A 26,267-nucleotide genomic window follows, 5' to 3' on the forward strand; every position below is an offset into this window, starting at 1 on the left:
GCTGAATTATGTCGGGAAATACATTTGGTAAACTGTTCACCGTAACCACATTCGGTGAGAGCCATGGGGCTGCTCTGGGGTGCATTATCGATGGCTGCCCTCCGGGCCTTGAACTATCAGAAGCCGATATGCAGAAGGATCTGGACCGCCGCAAGCCTGGGACTTCCCGCCACACCACGCAGCGGCGTGAGGCGGATGAAGTGCGCATTCTCTCTGGTGTGTTCGAGGGTAAAACCACCGGGACGCCGATTGGCCTGATCATCGAGAACACCGACCAGCGCTCCAAGGATTACTCCAAGATTTCCGAACAGTTTCGTCCGGCGCACGCCGACTACACCTACACGCATAAGTATGGTGTACGGGATTATCGGGGTGGTGGCCGGTCATCGGCCCGCGAAACGGCCATGCGTGTTGCCGCCGGCGCGGTCGCCCGAAAGTTTCTTGAGCAGCGTCTGGGCATTCGCATTCGTGGCTACCTGTCTCAGCTTGGGCCGATCAAGGCGGAAAAGCACGATTGGGATCAGGTGCACCAGAACCCCTTCTTCTGTCCGGACGCCGACAAGGTGCCAGAAATGGAAGCCTATATGGATGCCCTGCGCAAAGAAGGGGATTCCATCGGTGCCCGCATTAACGTCGTCGCTGATGGTGTGCCGCCGGGACTGGGTGAGCCGATTTTTGATCGGTTGGACGCAGACTTGGCCCACGCACTGATGAGCATCAACGCGGTAAAGGGAGTGGAAATCGGCGCCGGGTTTGGCTGCATTGATCAGAAAGGCACTGAACACCGGGATGAAATGACGCCGGAAGGGTTTTTGTCCAATCACGCTGGCGGCGTGCTCGGCGGGATTTCCTCCGGCCAGCCGATTGTTGCCAGCATTGCGTTAAAGCCCACATCCAGTCTGCGTTTGCCGGGCCGGAGTATTGATGTGCATGGTAATCCGGTTGAGGTGATTACTACCGGTCGCCACGATCCCTGTGTGGGCATTCGCGCCACGCCTATCGCCGAGGCCATGATGGCCATCGTGTTGATGGACCATTACCTGCGCCACCGGGGGCAGAATGGCGATGTGGAAGTGAGCACACCCGTCATCGGTCAGCTTTGATCAAACGGAGGCGTCACCATCTACTGGCGGCTGTCTAACCTCTACTTCTGGTTCTTCGCCCTCCTTGGAGGGCTTTTGCCTTATTGGTCCCTCTACCTGGAGGGCCAGGGCTTTTCCTATCTGCAAATCGCCACTCTGATGGCGACCATTCAGCTCACCAAGATTGTCGCGCCAAGCGTCTGGGGCTGGCTAGGGGATCGTTCCGGCCAGCGGGTGCGATTGGTCCGGTTTGGCGCCATTACCGGGTCGCTGTTCTTTGCCGGTGTGTTCATGGAACCCGGGTTCTATGGCCTGCTTCTGGTGATGCTGGCTTTTACCTTCTTCTGGAACGCGATCTTGCCACTTTACGAAGTGATTACCCTGCGGGCACTTGGCACGAGGAAAGACAAGTACGGCAAGGTTCGGCTCTGGGGCTCGGTGGGTTTTATCGGTGCCGTGGCTGTCGTGGGAGCCATTCTGGAGTGGGTTCCGGTCAGTTATCTGCCCTGGCTGCTGTTGCCCGTCTTTGCAGGCATCGCGGTATCGGCGTTTCTGGTGCCTGCGGAGCGGGGCGAACGTAAACCGCCGGCTCCGAAAGGCAGCCTGAAAGCCATCGTCACCCATCCGGCTGTTATTGCTTTCTTCCTGATGAACTTCCTGCTGCAGGTATCTCACGGTGCCTACTACACCTTCTTCAGTATTCATCTGGAACAACATGGATACGGCAAGCTGTCGATTGGCTTGCTCTGGTCACTGGGTGTGCTGGCGGAAATAGGACTGTTTCTGGTGATGCACCGGTTGTCGCATCGGTTCAGTGTGCGCCAGATTGTCATCGGGGCTCTGTTCCTGACCATGATTCGCTGGATACTCATTGCCGAACTGACCATGGTCGTGCCCATACTCATTTTCGCCCAGCTGCTTCACGCGGCGTCCTACGGTGCGTTGCATGCGATTTCTGTGCAGTACATTCAGGGGTTCTTTGGCAAGCACCACCATGGCCAGGGGCAGGCCTTGTACAGCGGCCTGACCTTTGGTGCCGGCGGTGCCCTCGGCGCCTGGATGTCCGGTTTCCTGGTGGAAGGAATCAGTACCTCCGCGGCATTCTGGGGCGGTGCGTTCGCCATGGCCATCGCCATTGTCGTGACCTGGCGCGGTTTACAGCCAATGCCCGTGCCGGACGACCACTCTGGTCATTGATTAGCAGCCGATCTCTTCAGCCTCGACAATCTCAAGCAGTGCCCGGGCACCGTTGCTCAATTGCCGGCCACTCAGGGCCACCGCGCCAAGTACCCGGGAAACCGGGTGTCCAACGTCAAGTACCCGAAGACTGTTGTCCAGCATGCTCACCGGCAGCACACTCCAGCCCAGGCCGACACTGGTCATCATTTTGATGGTTTCCAGGTAGTTTGTGGGCATCAAGGGTTTCAGTGGCTGGTTCGCTTCCAGAAACAATCGGCTGACCACCCGGTAGGTCGCAGTACTGGTGTCCGGCAGCAGGGCCGGGTGTTGGGCAAGGTCTGCCAGCCGTGGGTGTTTCAGTTGTGCCAGCGGATGCTCCGCGCCAATGACAAAGGCCATCGGATCTGGCCATTGCACCAGAATGCGGAATTCCGGGTTCATGCTGTCGCTGAGGGTGACGAACGCGATCTCGGCGTTACGCTTGTTCATCTGGTGGTAGGCGGCGTCGGATTCCATGAACTGAAGGTCCAGCGTTACTTGTGGGTATTCGCGGCGGTAGCGCCTTAACCAGTTTGGCAGGTGGTGCAGGCCGATGTGGTGGCTGGCAATGAGCTGGAGCTCGCCTTCGATGGTGTCGGCGTTTGGGCTGAGGGCGAGGCGGGCGTTGTGTATTTCGTCGAGGATCTTGCGTGCGTGGGGCAGTAGTCTGGCGCCGGCTTCGGTGACGCGGATTTCCCGGTTGCTTCGGTCGATGAGTTTGGTGCCAAGCTGGGTTTCGAGGGCGGCGAGGCGTTTGCTGATCGCCGGTTGTGTCAGGTGCAGCGTTTCGGCGGCTTCTGAGAAGGAGCCCTGGTCGACTATGGTCAGGAAGGCTTTTAAGGCGTTTGCGTCCATTTTGGTTCTTCTCTTGCCGCTTTGTTTGGAGTTGGGAGCAGCTTCACTGAGCCCCTCCCAAAAAACGCTACGAGCACATCCATGTGCGCTTCGCTCCGGCCATCCATGGCCTACGAGATTTTTGGGAGGGGCTCAGTGAAGCTGCTCCGTTAACCGTTGAGCATGCCGTCAGGGTGCGATTTACACAGAATCCACGGAAAATTTATTGGGCGCGACTGGGTAGGTCAGGCTTTTCAAAACCGTTGAGGGCCATGGACGGCCCGAAACGAGCCCACATGGACGTGCTTGTAGGCGTGTTTTGAAAAGCCTGACCTACCCAGTTGCGTCTTGCACTAAACAACCGGAATATTAAGCCCATAACCTAAAGGAATGCAAAGAATGAAAAACATGAATTGAGGTTATTCGGGGCGAAAGAGTAAGATAGGCGAACTGAGAGCATAAACAGAAACCCCCAGAGAGTGAGAGAGCAACCATGGCGGGCAAGACTTTATACGACAAGTTGTGGGACGACCATTTGGTCAAACAGCGGGACGATGGCTCCGCGTTGATCTACATCGACCGGCAGTTGCTGCACGAAGTGACGTCGCCGCAGGCGTTTGAAGGTCTGCGCCTGGCCAATCGCAAGCCCTGGCGGATTGATGCCAACATTGCCACGCCGGATCATAACGTGCCGACTACCGATCGTGACAAAGGCATCGACGGCATCGTTGACCCCGTTTCCCGCACCCAGGTGGAGACTCTGGACAAGAACTGCGACGAGTTCGGGATTCTGGAATTCAAGATCAAAGACCAGCGCCAGGGCATTGTGCACGTGATCGGGCCGGAGCAGGGGGCAACCTTGCCGGGTATGAGCATTGTCTGTGGTGACTCCCACACCTCTACCCACGGCGCCTTTGGTTGCCTGGCTCATGGTATCGGTACGTCCGAAGTTGAGCACGTGTTGGCGACCCAGTGCCTGGTTCAGAAGAAAATGAAGAACATGCTGGTGAAGGTGAACGGCAAGCTTGGCGCGGGTGTGACCGGTAAGGATGTGGTTCTGGCCATCATCGGCAAGATCGGCACCGCTGGCGGTACCGGTTACGCCATCGAGTTCGGTGGTGAGGCGATTCGTGGCCTGAGCATGGAAGGCCGGATGACCATCTGCAACATGGCCATCGAAGGCGGTGCCCGCGTGGGCATGGTGGCGGTGGACGACATCACCATTGACTACGTGAAAGGCCGTCCGTTCTCGCCAAAAGGCGAAACGTGGGACAAGGCGGTTGAGTACTGGCGCACCTTGCACAGCGATGACGATGCGGTATTCGACAAGGTGGTTGAGCTGGACGGTGCCGCCATCAAGCCGCAAGTAAGCTGGGGTACGTCTCCGGAGATGGTGACCGGTGTTGATGGCAATGTGCCGGACCCGGCGAAGGAAGAAGACCCGATCAAGCGTGAAGGCATTGTTCGCGCGCTTAAATACATGGGGCTGCAGCCGAACCAGAAGATTACCGACATCCAGCTGGACCGGGTGTTTATCGGTTCCTGCACCAACAGCCGCATTGAAGACTTACGCGAAGCTGCGGCCGTGGTGAAAGGCCGCAAGGTGGCCGCCAGCCTGAAACAGGCGATGGTTGTGCCGGGTTCTGGTCTGGTGAAAGCCCAGGCAGAACAGGAAGGTCTGGACAAGATCTTCATCGAGGCGGGCCTGGAATGGCGTGATCCCGGTTGTTCCATGTGTCTGGCCATGAACGCCGACAAGCTGGGGCAGGGCGAGCATTGTGCGTCCACGTCCAATCGGAACTTCGAGGGCCGTCAGGGCTTTGGTGGGCGTACCCACCTGGTGAGCCCGGCGATGGCGGCGGCGGCAGCCGTGTCTGGCCATTTTGTTGATGTTCGTGAGTTGTTGAACTGATCCACAGGAGAGAGACCATGCGCGCATTTACGCAACACCAGGGTATTGTTGCCCCCATGGACCGTTCCAATGTGGATACGGACATGATCATTCCCAAGCAGTTTTTGAAGTCGATCAAGCGCACGGGCTTTGGCCCGAACCTGTTTGATGAGCTGCGTTACCTGGACGAAGGAAAGCCGGACCAGGATTGCTCTGGCCGCCCGCTGAACCCGGAATTTGTGCTCAACCAGGACCGCTACAAGAACGCCAGTGTGCTGCTGGCCCGCCGGAACTTTGGGTGTGGCTCCAGCCGTGAGCACGCGCCCTGGGCGTTGGATGACTTTGGTTTTCGGGTGATTATTGCCCCGAGCTTTGCTGATATTTTCTATAATAACTGCTTTAAGAACGGCTTGTTACCCATTGTTCTTGATGAAGAAATTGTTGATAAGTTGTTCCGTGAAACAGAGGCTAATGACGGTTATGAGTTAACGGTGGACCTGGAAGCTCAGACAGTGACCACTCCGTCCGGTGAGTCGTACGGCTTTGAGGTCGACAATTTCCGCCGTCACTGCCTGCTTAACGGCCTTGATGATATCGGTGTGACCCTTGAAGATGCCGATGCCATTCGCGCCTACGAAGATGCTCGCCGCCAGACTGCCCCCTGGTTGTTTAACGCTGGAAACTGATAAACAAGGATTTTGATATGTCCCGTAATGTGTTGCTTCTGCCGGGTGACGGCATTGGTCCGGAAATTGTTGCTGAAGCGGAAAAGGTTCTGAACAAGGTCAATGATCAGTTCAATCTTGGCCTGACCTTCGACAAGGCTCTGGTAGGTGGTGCGGCGATCGATGCCACGGACTCACCGCTGCCGGACGAAACCCTGGAGAAGGCGCGCAATGCCGACGCCATTCTGCTGGGTGCCGTCGGCGGTCCTCAGTGGGATAGCCTGCCGATGGCCAAGCGCCCGGAGAAGGGCTTGCTGGGTTTGCGGTCCAACCTTCAGCTGTTCGCCAACCTGCGCCCTGCCATCCTGTACCCGCAATTGGCCTCCGCTTCTTCCCTGAAGCCGGAAGTGGTTTCTGGCCTGGATATCCTGATCGTGCGCGAGCTGACCGGCGGTATCTATTTTGGACAGCCCCGCGGTGTACGCGAGCTGGAGAATGGTGAACGCCAGGGCTACAACACCTATCAATACACTGAGTCCGAGATTCGCCGCATCGGCCGCGTCGCCTTTGAGGCAGCCCAACAGCGTGGCAAGAAGCTGTGCTCAGTAGACAAGGCCAACGTACTGGAAGTAACCGTGCTGTGGCGCGAAGTCATGGAAGATCTGAAGCGGGAATACCCGGATGTCGAGTTGTCCCACATGTACGTGGATAACGCCGCCATGCAGCTGGTGCGCGCACCCAAACAATTCGATGTGATTGTGACTGGTAACATGTTTGGTGATATTCTTTCTGACGAAGCGGCTATGCTCACCGGCTCCATCGGCATGTTGCCGTCGGCGTCGCTGAACTCTGAAAAGCAGGGCATGTACGAGCCTTGCCACGGTTCGGCTCCGGATATTGCCGGGCAGGGCATTGCCAACCCGTTGGCCACCATCATTAGTGCAGCCATGATGCTGCGTTATAGCCTGAATGAGGAAAAAGCCGCAGAAGCGATTGAAGCGGCGGTCAGCAAGGTACTGGATCAGGGGCTGCGCACCGCAGACATCATGTCAGACGGTGGTAAGAAGGTTTCAACCCGGGAAATGGGTGAAGCTGTTCTCAATGCGCTTTGAGTCAGCCCTGATTCGCTAAACCGAGACCCGACAGTGGCGCGATGCTGCCACTGCGGGATCATCCATCCTGTCCCTGCCAGCGATAACGGTAGCGGGCGGGCATAATGTGAGGTTCAAAGGTCGCACATGAAGCGAGTTGGACTTGTAGGTTGGCGTGGCATGGTGGGCTCAGTCCTCATGCAGCGCATGCGTGAAGAAAACGATTTTGCCGACATCGATCCGGTGTTTTTTACCACTTCCCAGGCGGGCAAGCCGGCCCCGGACGTAGGCAAAGAAGGCGTTCCGCCACTCCAGGATGCCTTTGATATCGACATCCTGAAAGGCATGGACGTTATCCTGACCTGTCAGGGCGGTGATTACACCTCAGCGGTTTACCAGAAGCTGCGCGATGCAGGTTGGAACGGCTACTGGATTGACGCGGCATCGTCCCTGCGGATGGTGGATCACTCCGTCATCGTGCTGGACCCGGTCAACCGCAACGTAATCGATGCCGCCCTGGATAAGGGCGTAAAAGATTACATTGGCGGTAACTGCACCGTGAGCCTGATGATGCTGGCCCTGGGTGGTCTGCTGGAGCAGGATTTGATTGAGTGGGTCTCTCCGATGACCTATCAGGCGGCTTCCGGTTCCGGTGCCCAGAACATGCGGGAACTGCTGAGCCAGATGGGCGCGTTGAATGAGAGCGTCAAGTCTGAGCTGGCCGATCCTTCCTCCGCCATCCTGGAAATCGACCGCAAGGTGACTGACACCATGCGTTCCGGTGATTTTCCCACCGAGCACTTCGGTGTGCCCCTGGCGGGCAGCCTGATTCCGTTTATCGACAAGCAGCTCGATAACGGCATGAGCAAGGAAGAGTGGAAGGCGGGCGTTGAGACCAACAAGATTCTTGGCCGCAGCGACAATCCGATTCCTATCGACGGCATCTGTGTTCGTATTGGCGCCATGCGCTCTCACAGCCAGGCGTTGACGATCAAGCTCAAGAAAGACCTGTCGGTTTCGGAAATCGAGGGTATCCTTGCCAAGGCCAACGACTGGGTGAAAGTCATCCCGAATGATCGTGATGCCACCATGCAGGAACTCACACCGGCGAAAGTGACCGGCACCCTGAGTATCCCCATTGGGCGGATTCGCAAGTTGTCCATGGGGCCGGAATACATTTCTGCGTTTACCGTGGGTGACCAGTTGCTGTGGGGGGCCGCTGAGCCTCTGCGCCGCATGTTGCGGATTCTGCAGGAACGTTAAATAGTGTTACACAGTGGTAATTAATGCCAACTGTGTCCGGTTTTTCGTATGCCGGAGTGGGGCGGAGGCTGATTTCAGCGTCCGCCCCTGTTATTTTCAGGGCTGTTAAGGAGTTCCGCCCGATTGGTAAAAAAACGGTGCAAGGATTGCGGCTGATTGATTGATAAAAGAGGCTTTATCAACAATACTTGCCAAACTGAACGGTATAATTGCGATATAACAACGAGAACTAAAAAGACGGAAGTCATCCAACCTCGTCCGATTCTGTTGAGATACAGCAGTAAAGAATAACGGAGACTGGAAAGGAAAAAGCATGAAGGTACGCAAGCTTGCGGTTGCCATGGCGCTGGCGGGAGGGCTCGGTTCCGGTGTCGCTCAGGCGTTGGGGCTGGGGGAAATTGAACTGCAGTCCTGGCTGAATGAGCCCCTGGATGCGGAAATATCACTCCGTGAAAGTCGTGGGGTGGATCCCGGTGATGTATTTGTAAATGTTGCACCGGAAGCCGCTTATCAGCGGATTGGCATTGATCGCCACCAGTTTCTGAGCAGGCTGAGGTTTGAGGTGGTTACCGCTTCTGACGGCAGTCTCGTTGTTAACGTCTCTTCCCGGGAGCCGCTCCGGGAACCTTACCTGAATTTTCTGTTGGAGCTGACCTGGCCTAATGGCCGACTGATGCGGGAATATTCGGTGCTGGTAGATCCACCAGTGTATGCCGAAGATTCCGGTGTTCAGGAGCAGGTGAGTGCGCCTTCGCCAGCGCCAGCAAGTCCAAGGCAGGCAGCGCCCCGTAGCCAGGAGTCTGTGCGTCGCCAGGCCCAGGCCGAGAGTTCACTTGCCCGGGGTTATCAGGCTGACACGTTCGGCCCGACCGGTCCATCAGACACACTCTGGACCATCGCCCAGCGTGTCCGCCCGGACAGCTCTGTGTCCATGCAGCAGGTTATGCTGGCCCTTCAGGATCAGAACCCCAATGCCTTTATGGGCGGCAACATCAATCGGTTGAAGCGTGGTGAAGTCCTGCGAGTTCCGACTATGGAACAGATCCGCAGCCGGAGCCAGGCAGAAGCCAACCGCGTTGTTGCACAGCAAAACGAGGCGTTCCAGTCCCGTACCGTCGATGCCACTCGTACTGCTGAGGCAGAATCCGCTCCAGCGCCTACCCAAGCGGGTGCAGCCGGTGACGAATTGCGCCTGCTGGTAGCCGATGGTGAATCTCGCGATGTTACCGAGGGTGGCTCTGCTGGCGGTGACGGCGATTTGCCGGGCGGCAGCGACGTAGGCTCAGCGGTAGCAATGGAAGAACTGGAAGCCACGCGTCGCGAAAACGAAGAATTGAACAGCCGCCTGGCGGATCTTCAGGATCAGGTGTCCACCCTGCAGCGTCTGTTGGAGCTCAAGAACAGCCAACTTGCAGATTTGCAGGGTATGACGGCTGAAGAGGCAGCAGCGGCAGATCAGCTCCCGGACGACGAGGCCGAAGAACTGGCGGCAGTTGACGGCGCTGACGAGGTCGCCGAGGACGATTCGGAAGCGCTCGAAGAGATGCCCGCAGCTGAGGGTGGCGAGCAGGCCGCAATGGATGAGCTGACAGACGACAGTGGCGTTGATGGCGCCGGTGAGGAAGTCGCGACTACCGAATCCGCGCAACCCGTCGATGAAGCGGCAGAGCAGGAAGCGGATGAGACAGACGTGGCCGCCGCTCCGGCAGCGGAGCAGCCCCGCGAACAGCCTCGCCAGCCAGCGCCTGTTGCCCCTCCCGCCGCGGAGAAGGGTTTCCCCGGTAATGTGATTGACGCCATTTCGAACAATCCGATGTACCAGATTGCCCTTGGCGGTGGCCTGGTTCTGCTCTTGCTGTTGCTTCTGCTGGTTGCACGCCGGAACGCCAATCGTGAAAAGGCATTCTACGATCAACTCAACAGCGAGGACGGTAGCGAAAGCGATTCGTTTGATCTGAGCCTGGAAGACGAAGCTGGCGATCAGCAAGAAGGCGCTGATGCCCTGGCCGAAGCCGACACCTACATTGCCTATGGTCGTCATGATCAGGCAGCACAGGTACTTGAAACCGCCATTTCCCGGGAGCCGAGCCGCACTGATCTCCGGTTGAAGCTGCTTGGGGTATACGCGGACAGTCAGGATCGTGATTCGTTCGAGAAACAGTACGGTGAAATTGAGGCCCTGGAAGACGAAGCTGCTATTGAGCAGGCAACGGTTCTCCGCGAGCGCCTTGAAGAAGCTGAGTCTATGCCAAGCATCGACGACCTTGAGTCCCAGCTGCGGTCTGATTCCTTCAGCACTTCGGTGGCGACAGAGGGGGAGTCTGGTCAGGCGTCCGAGACAGATCAGGAAGACGAATTACCGTCTGATGATGAGTGGCAACTGTCCGATGACTTGAAAGCAGACGAGTTTGAGGCCCGTCCCGAGCCTGAACAGGAGAACGAGTTCGGAGAACTGGAATCAGACGTTGAGAAGGAGACTGATTCTCCCGACGATCTGATTGAATACGACCTTTCCGGCCTTGAGGCATCTGAAGAAGATGAATCCGCCGTCGACATTTCAGAAGAGCAGGATTTCTCTTCTCTGGAAATGGATCTTGAAGACTCGGGCGAGGCCAAAGCCGAAGAAGAGGATCTGAGTTTCGATTTCGAGTCTGCGCTTGAAGACGAAGCCACCGAAGAGCCGGCGGTTGAGGCAGCGGAAGAGGAGTCCCTGGATTTCGGACTGGAAGATGAGTCTGATAAAGCAGAACAGGTTGGCGGTGCGGAAGCCGATGAGGATGAATTGTCGGGCGACGTGGATGCCCTGGATGAGTCCTTCCTGGACGAGCTTGACGCCGAGCTGGACAAGGTTGCTGAGGAAGAAGGCGAGCCGGAAGGGTTAGACCTGGACGAGTCTACGCTGGACGACTTGGAGCTTGACGTGTCTGACGAAGATCTCGCCCTGATGGAAGAGTTCTCTGAGTCTGATGAGCAGCCCGCAGGTCCGGAACAGGAAGCCGCATCCCTGGATGAAGAGCTTGGTCTGGAAGACGCCTTCAGCAGCGAAGAACCGGCTGACTCAGAGCCGCCAAGTGAACAGGCTCAGGAGGGTGAGCCCGGGGCTACTGAGCAGGAGGCTGATGCCATGGATGACGATCTGGTTCCGCTGGCGTCCGAATCGCTGGACGGAAAGCCGGAGCAAAGTTCCGCGCTTGATATCGATGAGGAGTCATTGGGCGAGGACGATGATTTCGATTTCCTTGCCGGGACTGACGAAGCAGCCACCAAACTCGATCTGGCCCGGGCCTACATCGAGATGGGGGACAGCGACGGAGCCCGTGATATCCTTGAAGAGGTTGCTCTGGAAGGAAACGACGAGCAGAAGGCGGAAGCTCAGGAGCTCCTTAAAAATCTTTCCTGATCCGTTATAATCTCGTTATATCGGCAACAGCGCCGGCCATAAGGCCGGCGCTTTGTTTTTCAGTGAACCCTTTTCGACGGACCAATCCTTGTTTCTCAATTCTCAGCCTTTGACCACAGATAATGCGATCGGTAACGGTCGGGTAGCCATTGCGTTTGAATACGACGGTCGCGGGTTTCATGGCTGGCAACTCCAGAAAAGTGGTGTCCGGTCAGTGGAGAGCGTGCTGGCCAGGGCCGTGTCCAGGGTTGCTGATCACCCGGTTGACCTGGTGTGCGCGGGGCGTACGGATGCCCGCGTTCATGCGAGCTTTCAGGTGGCCCATTTTGATACTCCCTCGGTGAGGAATCTCCGCTCCTGGGTCATGGGCATGAATACCGCCTTGCCGGATGATATTTCCGTGCACTGGGCGGGTAACGGGGTGGCAGATTTTCATGCACGTTTCTCGGCGGTTTATCGTCGCTACCGGTATGTTATTCTGAATCGTCCTGTCAGGCCCGGGATTCAGCGGGGGCAGGTGAGCTGGACCTTTCGGCCGCTTGACGTTGCCAGTATGCACAGGGCGGCTCAGGTGCTTGTCGGTGAACACGACTTCAGTTCGTTCCGGGCAGCCGGTTGTCAGTCCAGAACGCCGGTTCGTTATCTGGAGCGGATTTCGGTAACCCGAAAGGGCGACTATGTCGTAATAGATGTTCAGGCCAACGCTTTTCTACACCATATGGTGCGCAACATTGCCGGCGCCTTGATGGCCGTAGGGGCGGGCAAGCAGCCTGAACCATGGATTGGTGAGGTGTTGGCCAGCAAAGATCGCAAGTTGGCGGGTGTGACCGCACCACCGGACGGACTCTATCTTGTGGATGTTGGCTACCCGGATCAGTACGGAATACCGCGGGCTCTGTGCGGCCCCGGTTTCGTAAGTCCCTGGTTCACTGACGGTGAGAACGGTCCTATTGAGCCAACGCATATTCACCCCAAACAACCGGTGTCAGAAACATGACCACCCGTGTAAAAGTTTGCGGCTTGACCCGGCCCGAAGATATTGACGTCGCGGTAAGGTGCGGCGCAGATGCGATCGGTCTGGTGTTCTATGAGCCGAGCCCACGCTCGGTCACGGTTGAGCATGCCAGGGCGCTGGCGGATCGAATACCTGCCTTCGTCACGCTGACCGGTTTGTTTGTGAATCCGGATGTCCGGTTTGTCGAGAGTGTGCTGGATCAGGTTCCGCTGGATCTGTTGCAGTTCCACGGCGATGAATCCCCGGACTTCTGTGACAGCTTCGGACGCCGCTGGATTAAAGCGGTCAGGGTTCGCGAAGAGGGTCAGATAGAGAAGGCCTTTGATGACTATCGCAAGGCCTCCGGCCTTCTGGTTGATGCCTGGGATCCGAATCGCTATGGGGGAACTGGGCAGTCCTTCAACTGGGCATTGATTCCTGAACACCGGCCGTTACCCCTGATATTGGCCGGTGGGTTGTCTTCTGCTAACGTAGCCCGCGCCATTGAAGAAGTCAGGCCCTGGGCTGTCGACGTAAGCGGAGGGGTGGAGCAGAGTAAGGGCAAGAAAGACGCCACCAAACTATCCGATTTTATGAAAGAGGTTCACCGTGTCTGTAAAACTGACTGAAGAGATGTTGAAGGCGCTTCCGGATGCGAAAGGTCACTTCGGTGCCTTCGGTGGCCGGTTTGTTTCTGAAACCCTGATGGACTCGTTGATGACGCTGGAGAAAGAGTATCTCCGGCTGAAAGATGATGCCGAATTCCAGGCCACTTTCGATAAAGACCTGGCGGACTATGTGGGGCGTCCCAGTCCATTGTATTTTGCCGAGCGACTGACCAGGGAAACCGGTGGTGCCCAGATCTGGCTGAAGCGTGAAGACCTCAACCATACCGGTGCTCATAAGGTGAACAACACCATTGGCCAGGCGCTTCTGGCGAGTTTCCTGGGCAAGAAACGAATTATTGCTGAAACCGGGGCCGGACAGCATGGTGTGGCAACCGCAACGGTCTGTGCGCGGCTTGGGCTTGAGTGCCATGTGTTCATGGGGGCGGAAGACGTCAAACGCCAGTCCCTCAACGTCTACCGGATGAAGCTCCTCGGGGCCACCGTGCATGCGGTCCAGAGCGGCACCAAAACCCTGAAAGATGCCATGAACGACGCCATGCGTGACTGGGTGGCCAATGTTGATGAAACCTTCTATATCATCGGTACCGTGGCCGGCCCGCATCCTTATCCACTGCTGGTTCGCGATTTCCAGTCGGTGATTGGTCGGGAAACCCGTCGCCAGGCCCTTGAGCAGGCGGGTAAACTGCCGGATGCGCTGGTAGCCTGTGTTGGTGGCGGCTCTAATGCTATCGGCATGTTCTATCCGTTCCTGTCTGATGAAAACGTTGAGCTTTATGGTGTTGAAGCAGGCGGCCTGGGTATCGAAACCGGTCAGCATGCCGCACCTTTGTGTGCCGGGCGCCCGGGGGTTCTTCACGGTAACCGTACTTACCTGATGGAAGACGAAAACGGCCAGATCGCAGCAACCCATTCGGTCAGCGCTGGCCTGGATTATCCGGGAGTAGGCCCAGAGCACTCCTGGTTGAAAGACATCGGTCGCGCCAATTATGTCTCGGTCACCGATGACGAAGCGCTGGATGGTTTCCGCAAGCTGACCCGTGTTGAAGGTATTATGCCGGCGCTGGAAACCGCCCATGCGGTTGCCTACGCGCTTAAGCTGGCAGCAACCATGGACAAGGACAAGATGATCGTGATCAATGTCTCCGGCCGTGGCGACAAGGATATTCACACCATTGCCCAGTTGGATGGCATTGAGATCTGAAGGTATCAGGAGCAGGCATGAGCCGAATTGAAGGCGTACTGAAATCATTGAAAGAGCAGGGTCGTAAGGCGCTGATCCCTTATATCACCGCCGGTGACCCAGAGCCGGGGCAGACGGTCAGCCTGATGCACACCCTGGTGGATGCTGGCTCGGACATCATTGAGTTGGGCGTGCCGTTCTCCGATCCCATGGCGGACGGGCCTGTTATCCAGCTTGCCTGTGAGCGAGCCCTGGTGCACGGCACGTCCCTGCGCCAGGTCATCGGAATGGTCAAGGAATTCCGGAAGACCAACACCACCACACCGGTGGTACTGATGGGGTACCTGAACCCGATGGAAGCCATGGGTTACGAGGCGTTTGCGGATGCTGCGGCCGATGCCGGTGTAGACGGTATCCTCACCGTTGACCTGCCGCCGGAAGAGGCCGAAGACGTAGCTCCATTGTTTTCTGCCCGTAACATGGACCCAATCTTCCTGCTGGCGCCCACCACCACGGATGAGCGCATCAAGGCAATCAGCGAACACTCCTCCGGTTATGTGTACTATGTTTCAATCAAGGGCGTGACTGGGTCGGCAACCATCAATGTTGATGAAGTGGCGAAAAAAGTGGCCCATGTGCACGAACTGACGGCGCTGCCGGTCGGTGTCGGATTCGGAATTCGGGATGCGGAGACAGCGGCTGCCGTTGGCAAAGTATCCGATGGTGTAATTGTCGGAAGCGTGCTGGTCGATACAATAGCCCGACACCAGACAGATCCCGAAGCCCTGGCCAAGGCGCTGACTGATCTGTTGCACCCGATGCGTGAAGCCCTGGATAGTCTGGCATCCTGAGGGGCCGGCTTCCAGGCATCAAAGGACAGGATGAAAGCATGAGTAACTGGCTGGATAAGATCATGCCGAGCAAGATTCGCTCGGAATCGCGGCAACGTACCGGGGTGCCGGAAGGGCTGTGGAAGAAGTGCCCCAAGTGCGGGGCGTTTTTATACAAGCCTGAACTCGAGAAAAACCTGGACGTCTGCCCGAAGTGTAACCACCACCTGCGTGTCTCTGCCCGGCGCCGGCTGGACATCTTCCTCGACAAGGACGGCCGCGAAGAAATAGCCGCAGAACTGGAGCCTTCGGATCGGCTCAAGTTCAAGGACAGCAAGCGCTACAAGGACCGGCTTTCAGCAGCCCAGAAAGCAACCGGCGAAAAAGACGCCCTGGTCGCTATGAAGGGTTCAACGATGGGCGTTCCCTTGGTGGCTTGTGCTTTCGAGTTCAACTTCCTGGGCGGTTCCATGGGCCAGGTGGTTGGTGAGAAGTTCGTACAGGCGGCCAATGTTTCCCTTGAGCACCGTATTCCCCTGGTCTGCTTTTCTGCCAGCGGTGGCGCCCGTATGCAGGAGGCCATTCTGTCGTTGATGCAGATGGCAAAGACCGCTGCAGTGCTGGAGAAGCTCAAGCAGGAAGGCATTCCCTACATTTCGATCATGACTGATCCGGTGTTCGGCGGAGTGTCTGCCAGCCTCGCGATGCTGGGCGATCTCAATATAGCCGAGCCTTATGCGCTGATCGGTTTTGCTGGCCCCCGGGTGATTGAGCAGACCGTCCGTGAGAAACTGCCGGAAGGTTTCCAGCGCAGTGAATTCCTGCTGGAACACGGTGCTATCGATATGATTCTGCACCGGCACCAGATGCGCGAGCGGGTAGCCCACGTTCTTGCCAAGTTCACCGGCCAGGAAAAGCCCGGCACAGAAGCTCCCATCGAGTTTGAGATCACGGAAAAACCCGACACAGATGAACCCTCCTAGCACTGATGCAAGGCCCGTACCGGTCCCTCCCGGGGCCGGTGCGTCTGTTGAAAAGTGGCTTCAGTATCTGGAAGCCATTCATCCCACCGAAATTGACCTTGGCCTGGATCGGGTTCTGGTGGTTTTGCGCCGCCTGTTTCCACGAAAGCCAGCAGCGCGAATCATCACTGTAGCGGGCACCAACGGCAAAGGCACGACCGTGGCGGCCCTCGAGTCGCTTTTGCGGGCAGCCGGGCGAACCACCGGAGCTTATACCTCTCCCCATCTTCAGCGTTATAACGAGCGAGTACGGATTAACGGTCAGGATATCAGCGATGCAGCGTTGATATCCGCGTTCGAACAAGTGGAGGCGGCACGGGGTAAGGTTTCCCTGACCTACTTTGAGTTCGGAACCCTGGCAGCCTTCGTGGCACTCGCCGACGCGGGTGTTGAAGACTGGATTCTGGAGGTCGGCCTGGGTGGACGCCTGGATGCCGTTAATGTGCTGGATGCCGACTTCGCGGTGATCACCTCGATTGATATCGACCATATTGGATTTCTGGGCGATAACCGGGAAGTGATCGGCTTCGAGAAGGCCGGTATTCTGCGGCCCGGGATTACTGCGGTTTGTGCAGATCCGGAGCCTCCCGCCTCTGTGCTTCAGCAGGCCGCCGCGCAGAAGGTCAATCTTCAGGTGACCGGGCGTGATTACCAGCTCAGGCTGGTTGGCGATTCCGTTGAGCTGACGATCGAGGGGCTCAGTATAACCCTGCCGGCCGGCCCGTTACCTGTCGAAAGTGTTGCCGCAGCAGTGGTGTTGGCCCGGGTGCTGGCGCCAACCATGACTGTCAGCCTGTTAGCAGATACAGCCAAGTCTGTAACGGTGCCGGGACGTTTTGAGCGGTTGAGAACAAAGCCGGATGTGATCGTGGATGTTGGTCACAATCCCCATGCCGCACGCTGGTTGGCCCAGCGGCTTGAGTTGCAGCGGTCAGGGCAGGGCAAGGTGTTCGGTGTTTATGCGGCTCTGGCGGATAAAGACGTGGAGGGGGTAATGCGGGCCATGGCGCCAGTTGTTGGGCGCTGGTGGTTCGCCGGTCTTGATGTGCCGCGCGGGCTGGAGGTGCAGGCTCTGGTGGAGCGGGCGCGGGCTTGCGGGATTACGGGTTGCACGGCGTCAGAGTCTGTGGGTGATGCCATGTCTTCGGCATTGGCAGAGGCCGGCGAGAAAGACACCATCGTGGTATTCGGTTCGTTCTACACCGTTGCTGAGGCCCGGGCCCGACTTGTCGGCGAAGTCTCTTAAACTTTGTCCATGGCAGGCGCCGGAGCTTTGTGTTAACGGCACTCGGCGGTTAGTATCAGTATCAAACTGTTAGGTTAAGGGAGCCCTTTCTCGTGAACGGATTGAAACAAAGAATCATTGGTGCACTGGTTCTGGTCTCCCTGGCTGTGATTTTTGTGCCGATGATATTTGACGAGCCCCATTCCGAGCGCCAGTCCCGGCCTGTCACCATCCCCGAGGAGCCGCCGTTCCCTGAAGTGGACGTTCCCCCGGAGCCGGCCCTTGGCGGCAGCGACTACGGCATGAATTCCGCGCCTCAGGACACTCCCGCTACGGAATCGGCTCCCGGTTATCGACTGATTGAAGGTGTTGAGGAGTCCGCGTCAGAATCATCCAGCGCACGCGAGCCCGCGCCCCAGGTAGCAGAGCCGGTTACCCGCACGACGGATAGCAATGCCGCCAGCTCAGAGCCTCAGCCACAGGTTTCGCAACCCTCAGAGCCGGCAACTTCTACCAGCTCGGCCGATGAATCCGCTGAGTTCACGCGGTCACTTGACGGTGCCTGGGTTGTCCAGCTGGGCAGCTTTGGTAATGCCGATAATGCCCGCCGACTGCGCGACAATGTTCGCGACATGGGGTACGGCGCCCACCTACAGCAAGTGGAGCGCGGCGACACCACGTTGACCCGGGTGTTCAGCGGGCCATTTGTCAACAAGTCCGAGGCCGAAGCCGCCAAGAAAGCCCTGGATGATGCCTTCTCACTTAACAGCCTGGTTACCTCCGGCGGAAAGTGATCCGGTGACTTGCAATTTATGAGCCTCAGGCGGTTTGGTGGCGCCCGGTTTCCTGTTAGAATTCGCGCTTCCTTTTCTCCATCGGGTTTTTCATGGACGCGCTGATCTGGATTGACTGGGTCATCATTGCTCTGATTGCTGTTTCCACGCTTATCAGTCTGAAGCGGGGCTTTGTTCGCGAAGCCCTGTCGCTGGTGACCTGGGTTGGGGCATTCATCATTGCCCGCACGTTCCATCCTCAGATGCAGTCATTGCTTGAATCCACCGTGGAAACACCACTGGTGCGTCTGATTGCGGCCTTTGCGATTCTGTTTTTCGGCACCCTGATTGTGGGCGCTATTATCAATAATATGATTGGTCATCTGGTGCGGGTGACCGGATTGTCAGCCACCGACCGCGTTCTCGGCATGGGGTTCGGGTTGCTACGGGGTGTGGTGGTAGTGATTGTTGGTATCGCGTTTACCCGCTACACACCGCTTGCCGAAGATACCTGGTGGAGAACGTCCGTGATGATCGACCGTCTGGCGGTGGTCGAAGACTGGTCCCGTCGAACCCTGGGTGATGAATTTGCCCGGTTCCTGGGCCCCGAAGCAGGGGCCGGGTACAGCACCGAATCCTCAACAGAGCAGGAAGGCGTGGAACCCACGCCTGCATCCCGTTAACATTCAGATTTAACACTCGGAGAGTTCCCCAGCCATGTGCGGCATTGTCGGTATTGTCAGTACTTCAAACGTCAACCAGCTTCTTTACGATGCACTGACTGTTCTTCAGCACCGTGGCCAGGATGCGGCGGGTATTGTGACTTTTCAGGATAACCGGTTTTTTCTGCGCAAGGACAATGGCCTCGTCCGGGATGTATTCCATACCCGGCATATGCGCAGGCTGGTAGGCAATGTGGGGATCGGTCACGTCCGTTACCCCACCGCTGGCAGTTCAAGCTCTGCCGAGGCCCAGCCGTTTTACGTGAACAGCCCCTACGGCATTACTCTGGCGCACAACGGCAACCTGACCAATGCCGATGACCTGAGCAGCGATTTGTTCCGCACCGATCTGCGCCACATCAACACCAATTCCGATTCCGAAGTGTTGCTCAACGTATTTGCCCATGAGCTGCAGAAGCTTGGGAAACTGAACCCGACCAAAGATGAGATTTTTTCCGCCGTCCGCGCCGTGCACAAGCGATGCCGGGGTGCCTATGCCGTTATCGCGATGATTACCGGCTACGGCATTGTCGGTTTCCGGGACCCCAATGGCATTCGCCCGGCCTGTTACGGTGTGCGGGAAAGCGAAGACGGCCAGAAAGAATACATGATCGCCTCGGAGAGCGTGGCTCTGAACGCCGCCGGTTTCGAGATCGTTCGGGATATTGCACCGGGTGAAGCGGTTTATATCGAAACCGATGGTACCCTCTACACCGAGCAATGTGCGGAATCCCCGAAGCTGTATCCATGCATCTTCGAGCACGTCTATTTTGCGCGCCCTGACTCCATCATGGACCGCGTGTCGGTTTACAAGGCACGACTGCGCATGGGCGAAACCCTGGCAGACAAGGTGCTCAGGGAGCGGCCGGACCATGACATTGATGTGGTGATCCCGATTCCGGACACCAGCCGGACTTCGGCCATGCAGATGGCCTATCAGTTGGGCGTCAAATACCGCGAAGGCTTTATCAAGAACCGCTATATCGGGCGGACGTTTATCATGCCCGGCCAGAAAATGCGGAAAAAGTCGGTGCGCCAGAAGCTTAATCCCATAGACCTGGAGTTCCGCGGCAAGAACGTCATGCTGGTGGATGATTCCATCGTCCGGGGAACCACCTGTAAGGAAATCGTTCAGATGGCCCGGGACGCCGGTGCCCGGAACGTCTACTTCGCCTCGGCAGCGCCGCCTGTGCGTTATCCCAACGTGTACGGCATTGATATGCCCTCGGCCAGTGAGCTGATTGCCCACGACCGTTCGGTGGAGGAGGTTCGGGAGCAGATTGGTGCTGACTGGCTGGTATATCAGGACCTGGAAGACCTGATTACTTGTGTCAACGATGTCAACGACGATATCGATGGTTGGGAGTGCTCGGTGTTTACCGGTGATTACGTAACCGGTGACGTGGACGAAGCCTACCTGCGCCGGCTCGAAGACCTGCGTAAAGACGAGAAGCGTCCCGGTGGGCAGATCATCGACGGTGATAATGCCATTATCGACCTCCATAATGACGAAGACTGAACCCCTAACGCCCGTGCCAGGAGAACACTATGACAGTCGGCCGTGAAGAACATCTCTGGATTCCTGAATCGGATCTGGACGGTATGTCAGTGGATACCCTGGCCGTGAGGGCAGGGCAGGTCCGCACCGGTCAGTTGGAGCACAGCGACGCCATCTTTCCGACCTCCAGTTTCGTCTATGGCAGTGCCGCCCAGGCTGCAGCCCGTTTTGGTGGTGAGGAGCCCGGTAACATCTATTCCCGTTTTACCAATCCCACGGTCCAGGGTTTTGAGGCCCGCATCGCTGCCATGGAAGGTGGAGAAAAGGCCGTTGCCACTGCCTCGGGCATGGCGGCCATCCTGAGTACCTGTATGGCGTTGCTGCAGTCCGGAGATCACGTTATCTGTTCCCGTGGCGTGTTTGGTACCACCAACGTCTTGTTCCAGAAGTATATGGCGCGTTTCGGGGTTGAAACCACGTTCCTTAGCCTGACCGATGCAGACGGCTGGGAGGCAGCAGTCCGGCCAGAAACCCGGATGCTGTTTATTGAAACGCCATCCAACCCGCTTTGTGAAATCGCTGATATGGACGCGTTGTCTGCGTTGGCGAGGGCCAACGATGCCCTGTTTGTGGTGGATAACTGTTTCTGTACGCCGGTATTGCAGCGACCCCTTGAGCAAGGTGCGGATCTGGTGATTCATTCAGCCACAAAGTATCTGGATGGCCAGGGCCGTTGTGTTGGCGGGGTAGTGGTGGGGCCTGCCAGGTATCTGGATGAGATCTACGGGTTCCTGCGATCTGCCGGGCCCACCATGAGCCCGTTCAATGCCTGGGTGTTCCAGAAAGGGCTGGAAACCTTACCGATCCGTATGCGAGCCCACTGCAACAATGCGTTAGAGTTGGCGAATTGGCTGGAAAGCCAGCCGAGCGTGGAAAAGGTGTTCTACGCTGGTCTTGAAAGCCATCCCCAGCATCAGCTGGCGAAAAAGCAACAGGACGGGTTTGGCGGAATTGTGTCGTTTCTGGTTAAAGGGGGCAGAGAAGAAGCCTGGCGCTTTATTGATGCCACCCGAATGATTTCAATCACAGCGAATCTGGGTGATGTGAAAACCACCATCACCCACCCGGCGACGACAACCCATGGCCGGTTATCTCCCGAGGATAAAGACAAGGCGGGCATCACCGAGAATCTGATCCGGTTGTCTGTTGGCATTGAAGCCATTGATGACCTGAAAACCGATCTGACACGGGGTTTTCAGGCGCTGAAAGACTAAACTCACTGACGGTTTGAGCATTCATGGCGGAATCCGCTAAAGCGAAACAAACAGCATCGACGGAACTGACAGAAAAACAACAGCGCTTTCGCCGCCTGATGGCCCAAGGGGCCAGAGAGGGTGCGGTTATCGGCATGATTGTGCTGTGCATCTATCTGGCGATGGCGCTGTTTACCTTCAGTGCGTCTGACCCCGGGTGGGCGAGTATCGGCCACGATACCCGCGTGGATAACGCCGCCGGGCGCTCCGGCGCCTGGCTCGCAAGCCTGCTGGTAGACTTCTTCGGGCAGGTTTCCTGGCTTTTCCCGGTGATGATTGCCGGTTATGCCGTCATGCTGATCCGTCGCAGGCACGAGTCACTCGACCTCCATTGGCCACTGTTCATGGTTCGCTTTGGCGGGTTTCTGCTGATTTTGTTGTCGGCCACTAGCCTGCTTTCCCTTTATTCGGTATTTGGCCTTGGTGCCTCCTCCGGCGGTGTACTGGGCACGGCGGTTTCAGAAGCTATGGTGCGCTTCTTCAATCTGCCGGCCACCACGCTGTTGCTGATCGCGATCTTCCTGTTCGCCCTGACCGTGACCGTCGGCCTGTCCTGGTTCCGCTTGATGGACCATGTTGGTGGATTCACTCTGAAAACCGGGCGCTGGCTTCAGTCGCTGTTTAAAAGTAGCGAGCGCAAAGCGAAAAACCCCGGTGCGCCAGCCAGTGCTCGCCCTGATCCAGAGCCTCCGGTCGTCAAAGATCGGGTGGCAAGAACCGATCCCGTAACAGAAAAACCACGTCAGAAAGATGCCTGGTGGCGTCGTTTTTTCCGCCGTAAAGCGAAAACGGCCGATAATGGACCCCCAAAGGACAGAAGCAAAGCTCGCAAGGAACCGGCTATTGACGGGCTTCCTGAAATTGAACCAGAACCCGCAAGACTGGAAAGTTTCAGCTCAGGGGATCGGGATGAAACGCCTCGCAAGGCGGCCGCGCCCCAGCAGCCCAAGCCCGCGAACCGGGCACTGAAAATTGCCCCGTTCAAGAGGGATGATCAGGGGCCCGCCGACAAGAAAGCCAACAGGAAGCAGGGCTCTTTGCTGGAAGACATTGAGAGCCTGATTCCGCCGATTTCCTTGCTGGACCCGCCAGAGGAACACAAAGAAAAGGGCTACTCGGAAGAGTCCCTGGAGCACATGTCGCGCCTGCTCGAAGAGAAACTGGCGGATTTCGGTGTCACGGTTGAGGTGGTCGAGGTCAATCCTGGCCCGGTTATCACCCGATTCGAGATCAAGCCCGCCGCCGGGGTGAAAGTCAGCAAGATTTCCAACCTGGCCAAGGATCTGGCCCGTTCATTGGCGGTGTTGAGTGTGCGGGTGGTGGAAGTCATACCCGGAAAGTCCGTGGTGGGCATCGAGATTCCCAATGAGGAGCGGGAAATCGTTCGTCTGAGTGAAGTGCTTGGGGCCCGGGTATTTACCGAGTCGTCATCGCCGCTGACCCTGGCGCTGGGTAATGATATTGGTGGTAATCCGATGGTGGCCAACCTGGCCAAGATGCCGCACCTGCTGGTGGCCGGTACTACGGGTTCGGGTAAATCGGTCGGGGTCAACGCCATGCTGCTGAGCATGCTGCTCAAGGCCAGCCCCGATGAAGTGCGCTTTATCATGGTGGACCCGAAGATGCTGGAACTGAGCATCTACGATGGCATCCCGCACCTGCTGGCACCGGTTGTGACGGACATGAAAGAAGCCGCCAATGCACTGCGCTGGTGTGTGGCGGAGATGGAGCGGCGCTACCGTTTGATGGCCAGCCTGGGCGTGCGCAACATCGCCGGTTACAACAAGAAGGTGAAAGACGCCCGCGCCGAGGGCGAGCCGTTACTGGATCCTCTCTGGAAACCGGATGAATACCTGGCCAACGACGAACAGGAGCGGCCGGAACTGGAAACCCTGCCGTTCATCGTTGTCGTAATCGACGAATTTGCTGACATGATGATGATTGTCGGCAAAAAGGTGGAAGAGCTGATCGCCCGCATTGCCCAGAAGGCCCGTGCCGCCGGTATCCATCTGATTCTTGCTACCCAGCGGCCATCCGTGGATGTGATCACAGGCCTGATCAAGGCCAATATCCCGACCCGGATGTCGTTCCAGGTGTCGTCCAAGATCGACTCCCGTACCGTGCTTGATCAGGGCGGCGCCGAACAGCTGCTGGGCCACGGCGATATGCTATACCTGCCGCCGGGTTCTGGCCTGCCGGTTCGGGTACACGGAGCCTTCGTTGACGATGACGAAGTACACCGGGTGGTCAGCGCCTGGAAAGCCCGGGGTGAACCGGAATACGTGGATGATGTGCTTAACGGCGCCGAAGGTGAGCACCTGCCGGGCGTGCCAACCCTCAGCGAAGGCGGTGCAGGCGGTGGTGACGAAGGAGACGCTCTGTTCGACGAAGCGGTCGCTTTTGTGACCGAGAACCGACGGGTGTCGATCTCCTCCGTACAACGTAAATTCAAGATCGGCTACAACCGTGCCGCGAACCTGGTGGACGCCATGGAAGCCTCGGGAGTGGTCAGTCCGGCGGGTCATAATGGTGCCAGGGAAGTTCTGGCGCCGCCGCCCCCAAGAGACTAGGAGCAGCATACTTATGATCAGATCTGTCTACACGACGATAGCGGCGCTGTGCATGATGGCCGTCGTGGCCACGGCCTCTGCGGAACAGGGCAACAGCTCTCGCGATGCCGCTGAAGAGCTGGCTTCCATGTTGCGCAGTTACCAAACCTACCAGGCCGATTTCATCCAGATTGTGGTCAATGAAAATGGCAACCGGGTTCAGGAAACCCGCGGCTCCCTGAAGGCCAAGCGCCCGGGACTGTTCTACTGGGAGGCCGGTGCGCCTTTGTCCCAGTTTATTGTCAGTGACGGCGACACGGTGGAGGTTTACGACCCGGATCTGGAACAGGTCACTATTCACACCCTCGATGACCGGGTGCAGACAACACCGGCGCTGCTTTTGAGTGGCGAAGTGGATAATCTTGAGGAAACCTACGATGTGAGTGAGCGCCGGATGGGTGACAATACCCGCGAGTTCACACTGGTTCCCAGGGGCGCCGATTCCCTGTTTACATCCTTGCGTTTGAGCTTCTACAACGGTGAACTTCAGGAAATGAGAATGGAAGATTCGCTGTCTCAACTGAGTATTCTCAGCTTTGACCGGATAACCCTGAATCAGGAACTGGACAACAGTGCCTTCCGCCTGGAATACCCCGAGGAGGTGGATATTATTCGGGACGGTGCCTGATGCAGGACAACCTGTTTGAGCCCGAGGCCGGATTCCAGCCCCTTGCGGCCAGAATGCGGCCGGCCAACCTGGACGAATACGTTGGCCAGGCTCATCTGGTCGGCCCCGGAAAATCGCTCAGGCGCGCCGTAGAGCAGGGCCAACTGCATTCGATGATTCTCTGGGGGCCACCCGGAGTGGGCAAAACCACCTTTGCCCGGCTGTTGGCCAACGTGGGTGACTTGTCCTATGAAACGCTCTCTGCCGTGCTCAGCGGCGTCAAGGATATCCGGGATGTGGTCGAGCGGGCCCGCAGCCGCAAGCAGTCCCAGGGCAGGGACACGCTGCTGTTTGTTGACGAGGTGCACCGGTTCAACAAAAGCCAGCAGGATGCATTTCTCCCACATATTGAAGATGGCACCTTCATTTTTGTGGGTGCCACCACGGAAAACCCCTCTTTCGAACTGAACAGCGCGCTCCTGTCGCGGACCCGCGTGTATGTGCTCAAAAATCTGGACAAGCCGGACATCCTTGAGCTCCTGAATAGAGCATTGGTTTCGCCAGCGGGTTTCGGCGGTACCCTTCAGGTGCCAGCCGGGGTGCTGGATAACATGGCCGAAGCCTCTGGAGGCGATGCCCGGCGTGCTCTGAACATTCTGGAGGTGGCCGCTGACCTGGCCGAGCCGGACGACAGCGGGCAGAACGCCATCACCGCCCAGACACTGGAACAGGTACTGCAAACCAGTCTGCGCCGTTTCGACAAAGGCGGCGATGTGTTCTATGACCAGATCTCCGCGTTGCATAAATCCGTACGGGGCTCCAGCCCCGATGGTTCCCTGTACTGGCTTTGCCGTATGCTGGACGGTGGCTGTGACCCCCTGTATGTGGCGCGGCGCCTGGTGCGGATCGCCAGCGAAGACATCGGTAACGCAGACCCCCGTGCCCTGCAAATTACCATGCAGGCCTGGGATGCCCAGGAGCGGTTGGGGTCGCCGGAAGGGGAGCTGGCGCTGGCCCAGGCCGTCACCTACCTGGCGCTGGCACCAAAGAGTAATGCCGTGTACAAGGCGTTCAACGAGTGCATGGCGGACATCCGAAAGGATCCTGATTACGAAGTGCCGGTGCACTTGCGTAATGCTCCTACCAAGCTGATGAAAAGCCTGGGCCACGGTGATGAATACCGCTACGCCCATGACGAACCGGACGCTTACGCTGCCGGAGAGTCTTACCTGCCTGAAGCGATTCACCAGCGCCGTTACTATCAGCCGGTCATGCGTGGACTGGAGATCAAACTGGCTGACAAGCGCCAGCGCCTGGATGATCTCGATGCCCGAAGCGGCAAAAAGCGTTATTGATCTGACCCTCATGCCGCAAATTACCTGGCCCTCGGCCCGGGGATGGTGGTCAGCAGAACCACGGCA

General features: G+C 57.6%; 21 protein-coding genes. 20 read left to right on the top strand and 1 reads right to left on the bottom strand.

The genetic code is table 11. From position 1 onward, the window contains the following. Positions 1–8: 8 nt before the first annotated feature. Both aroC and QUE75_RS09575 read left to right on the top strand, forming a co-directional pair. Entirely contained in the window at positions 9–1,103 is a 1,095-nt protein-coding gene (gene aroC / locus QUE75_RS09570; protein ID WP_106695687.1) for a chorismate synthase, read from the top strand. A 75-nt stretch (positions 1,104–1,178) separates the two neighbouring features. Further along, positions 1,179–2,279, top strand: coding sequence for an MFS transporter (locus QUE75_RS09575; protein ID WP_286255439.1), 1,101 nt, complete (start codon positions 1,179–1,181; stop codon positions 2,277–2,279). Here the strand turns inward: QUE75_RS09575 and QUE75_RS09580 are convergent, their stop codons facing one another. Continuing rightward, positions 2,280–3,155 carry a LysR family transcriptional regulator gene (locus QUE75_RS09580; protein WP_286255442.1) on the bottom strand — a complete coding sequence of 292 codons (876 nt, stop codon included), beginning with the start codon at positions 3,153–3,155 and terminating at the stop codon, positions 2,280–2,282. It lies immediately after the preceding gene. Positions 3,156–3,627: 472 nt separating this feature from the next. Here QUE75_RS09580 and leuC point away from each other — a divergent pair, with 472 nt between their 5' ends. The 18 genes from leuC (at position 3,628) to QUE75_RS09670 (ending at position 26,201) form a co-directional block, all read left to right on the top strand. Then, entirely contained in the window at positions 3,628–5,046 is a 1,419-nt protein-coding gene (leuC, locus tag QUE75_RS09585) for a 3-isopropylmalate dehydratase large subunit (RefSeq protein WP_061331137.1), read from the top strand. 17 nt (positions 5,047–5,063) lie between these two features. After that, complete coding sequence (gene leuD, locus QUE75_RS09590) at positions 5,064–5,711, top strand: 3-isopropylmalate dehydratase small subunit (protein WP_286255445.1); 648 nt, start codon at positions 5,064–5,066, stop codon at positions 5,709–5,711. A 17-nt stretch (positions 5,712–5,728) separates the two neighbouring features. Beyond that, positions 5,729–6,802, top strand: coding sequence for a 3-isopropylmalate dehydrogenase (leuB, locus tag QUE75_RS09595; RefSeq protein ID WP_072677381.1), 1,074 nt, complete (start codon positions 5,729–5,731; stop codon positions 6,800–6,802). A 126-nt stretch (positions 6,803–6,928) separates the two neighbouring features. Beyond that, positions 6,929–8,044 (top strand): aspartate-semialdehyde dehydrogenase, encoded by a 1,116-nt coding sequence (asd, locus tag QUE75_RS09600; RefSeq protein ID WP_286255447.1) that lies wholly within the window; start codon positions 6,929–6,931, stop codon positions 8,042–8,044. A 313-nt stretch (positions 8,045–8,357) separates the two neighbouring features. Next, the gene (locus tag QUE75_RS09605) at positions 8,358–11,444 is read left to right on the top strand and encodes a FimV/HubP family polar landmark protein (protein ID WP_286255449.1); all 3,087 of its coding nucleotides are present in this window, start codon (positions 8,358–8,360) and stop codon (positions 11,442–11,444) included. An 88-nt stretch (positions 11,445–11,532) separates the two neighbouring features. Then, positions 11,533–12,441, top strand: a complete 909-nt coding sequence (gene truA, locus QUE75_RS09610; protein ID WP_286255451.1) for a tRNA pseudouridine(38-40) synthase TruA — start codon at positions 11,533–11,535, stop codon at positions 12,439–12,441. Next, positions 12,438–13,067, top strand: a complete 630-nt coding sequence (locus QUE75_RS09615; RefSeq protein WP_286255453.1) for a phosphoribosylanthranilate isomerase — start codon at positions 12,438–12,440, stop codon at positions 13,065–13,067. Before truA ends, QUE75_RS09615 begins: the two co-directional genes overlap by 4 nt. Beyond that, complete coding sequence (gene trpB / locus QUE75_RS09620; RefSeq protein ID WP_197463805.1) at positions 13,060–14,268, top strand: tryptophan synthase subunit beta; 1,209 nt, start codon at positions 13,060–13,062, stop codon at positions 14,266–14,268. The genes QUE75_RS09615 and trpB overlap by 8 nt, the downstream gene beginning before the upstream one ends. 17 nt (positions 14,269–14,285) lie before the next feature. After that, positions 14,286–15,098, top strand: a complete 813-nt coding sequence (trpA, locus tag QUE75_RS09625) for a tryptophan synthase subunit alpha (protein ID WP_072677375.1) — start codon at positions 14,286–14,288, stop codon at positions 15,096–15,098. Positions 15,099–15,136: 38 nt separating this feature from the next. Then, positions 15,137–16,060 (top strand): acetyl-CoA carboxylase, carboxyltransferase subunit beta, encoded by a 924-nt coding sequence (accD, locus tag QUE75_RS09630; protein WP_286255455.1) that lies wholly within the window; start codon positions 15,137–15,139, stop codon positions 16,058–16,060. After that, positions 16,047–17,345: a bifunctional tetrahydrofolate synthase/dihydrofolate synthase gene (folC, locus tag QUE75_RS09635; protein ID WP_286255458.1), complete on the top strand. Its 1,299-nt coding sequence runs from the start codon at positions 16,047–16,049 to the stop codon at positions 17,343–17,345. The genes accD and folC overlap by 14 nt, the downstream gene beginning before the upstream one ends. A 92-nt stretch (positions 17,346–17,437) precedes the next feature. Then, positions 17,438–18,118, top strand: a complete 681-nt coding sequence (locus QUE75_RS09640) for an SPOR domain-containing protein (RefSeq protein WP_286255460.1) — start codon at positions 17,438–17,440, stop codon at positions 18,116–18,118. A gap of 92 nt (positions 18,119–18,210) precedes the next feature. Then, entirely contained in the window at positions 18,211–18,780 is a 570-nt protein-coding gene (locus tag QUE75_RS09645; RefSeq protein WP_286255463.1) for a CvpA family protein, read from the top strand. Between the two features lie 34 nt (positions 18,781–18,814). Further along, the gene (purF, locus tag QUE75_RS09650) at positions 18,815–20,338 is read left to right on the top strand and encodes an amidophosphoribosyltransferase (RefSeq protein WP_061331147.1); all 1,524 of its coding nucleotides are present in this window, start codon (positions 18,815–18,817) and stop codon (positions 20,336–20,338) included. A 29-nt stretch (positions 20,339–20,367) separates the two neighbouring features. After that, positions 20,368–21,591 carry an O-succinylhomoserine sulfhydrylase gene (locus tag QUE75_RS09655; RefSeq protein ID WP_286255466.1) on the top strand — a complete coding sequence of 408 codons (1,224 nt, stop codon included), beginning with the start codon at positions 20,368–20,370 and terminating at the stop codon, positions 21,589–21,591. A 23-nt stretch (positions 21,592–21,614) separates the two neighbouring features. After that, positions 21,615–24,200 carry a DNA translocase FtsK gene (locus QUE75_RS09660; RefSeq protein WP_286255469.1) on the top strand — a complete coding sequence of 862 codons (2,586 nt, stop codon included), beginning with the start codon at positions 21,615–21,617 and terminating at the stop codon, positions 24,198–24,200. A 52-nt stretch (positions 24,201–24,252) separates the two neighbouring features. Continuing rightward, positions 24,253–24,867 carry an outer membrane lipoprotein chaperone LolA gene (gene lolA / locus QUE75_RS09665; RefSeq protein ID WP_286255657.1) on the top strand — a complete coding sequence of 205 codons (615 nt, stop codon included), beginning with the start codon at positions 24,253–24,255 and terminating at the stop codon, positions 24,865–24,867. Next, complete coding sequence (locus QUE75_RS09670) at positions 24,867–26,201, top strand: replication-associated recombination protein A (protein ID WP_286255471.1); 1,335 nt, start codon at positions 24,867–24,869, stop codon at positions 26,199–26,201. Before lolA ends, QUE75_RS09670 begins: the two co-directional genes overlap by 1 nt. Positions 26,202–26,267: the final 66 nt, after the last annotated feature.

Origin of the sequence: Marinobacter shengliensis (assembly GCF_030297115.1) — a bacterium.
Classification (GTDB): domain Bacteria; phylum Pseudomonadota; class Gammaproteobacteria; order Pseudomonadales; family Oleiphilaceae; genus Marinobacter; species Marinobacter shengliensis.

Bases quoted from the DNA above. Each gene is read 5' to 3' on its own strand.
- QUE75_RS09655 (WP_286255466.1), top strand. From the start codon at position 20,368: ATGACAGTCGGCCGTGAAGAACATCTCTGGATTCCTGAATCGGATCTG.
- QUE75_RS09660 (WP_286255469.1), top strand. From the start codon at position 21,615: ATGGCGGAATCCGCTAAAGCGAAACAAACAGCATCGACGGAACTGACA.
- aroC (WP_106695687.1), top strand. From the start codon at position 9: ATGTCGGGAAATACATTTGGTAAACTGTTCACCGTAACCACATTCGGT.
- purF (WP_061331147.1), top strand. From the start codon at position 18,815: ATGTGCGGCATTGTCGGTATTGTCAGTACTTCAAACGTCAACCAGCTT.
- QUE75_RS09580 (WP_286255442.1), bottom strand. From the start codon at position 3,155: ATGGACGCAAACGCCTTAAAAGCCTTCCTGACCATAGTCGACCAGGGC.
- leuC (WP_061331137.1), top strand. From the start codon at position 3,628: ATGGCGGGCAAGACTTTATACGACAAGTTGTGGGACGACCATTTGGTC.
- accD (WP_286255455.1), top strand. From the start codon at position 15,137: ATGAGTAACTGGCTGGATAAGATCATGCCGAGCAAGATTCGCTCGGAA.
- QUE75_RS09615 (WP_286255453.1), top strand. From the start codon at position 12,438: ATGACCACCCGTGTAAAAGTTTGCGGCTTGACCCGGCCCGAAGATATT.
- folC (WP_286255458.1), top strand. From the start codon at position 16,047: ATGAACCCTCCTAGCACTGATGCAAGGCCCGTACCGGTCCCTCCCGGG.
- QUE75_RS09645 (WP_286255463.1), top strand. From the start codon at position 18,211: ATGGACGCGCTGATCTGGATTGACTGGGTCATCATTGCTCTGATTGCT.
- leuB (WP_072677381.1), top strand. From the start codon at position 5,729: ATGTCCCGTAATGTGTTGCTTCTGCCGGGTGACGGCATTGGTCCGGAA.
- asd (WP_286255447.1), top strand. From the start codon at position 6,929: ATGAAGCGAGTTGGACTTGTAGGTTGGCGTGGCATGGTGGGCTCAGTC.
- trpA (WP_072677375.1), top strand. From the start codon at position 14,286: ATGAGCCGAATTGAAGGCGTACTGAAATCATTGAAAGAGCAGGGTCGT.
- lolA (WP_286255657.1), top strand. From the start codon at position 24,253: ATGATGGCCGTCGTGGCCACGGCCTCTGCGGAACAGGGCAACAGCTCT.
- QUE75_RS09670 (WP_286255471.1), top strand. From the start codon at position 24,867: ATGCAGGACAACCTGTTTGAGCCCGAGGCCGGATTCCAGCCCCTTGCG.
- leuD (WP_286255445.1), top strand. From the start codon at position 5,064: ATGCGCGCATTTACGCAACACCAGGGTATTGTTGCCCCCATGGACCGT.
- QUE75_RS09605 (WP_286255449.1), top strand. From the start codon at position 8,358: ATGAAGGTACGCAAGCTTGCGGTTGCCATGGCGCTGGCGGGAGGGCTC.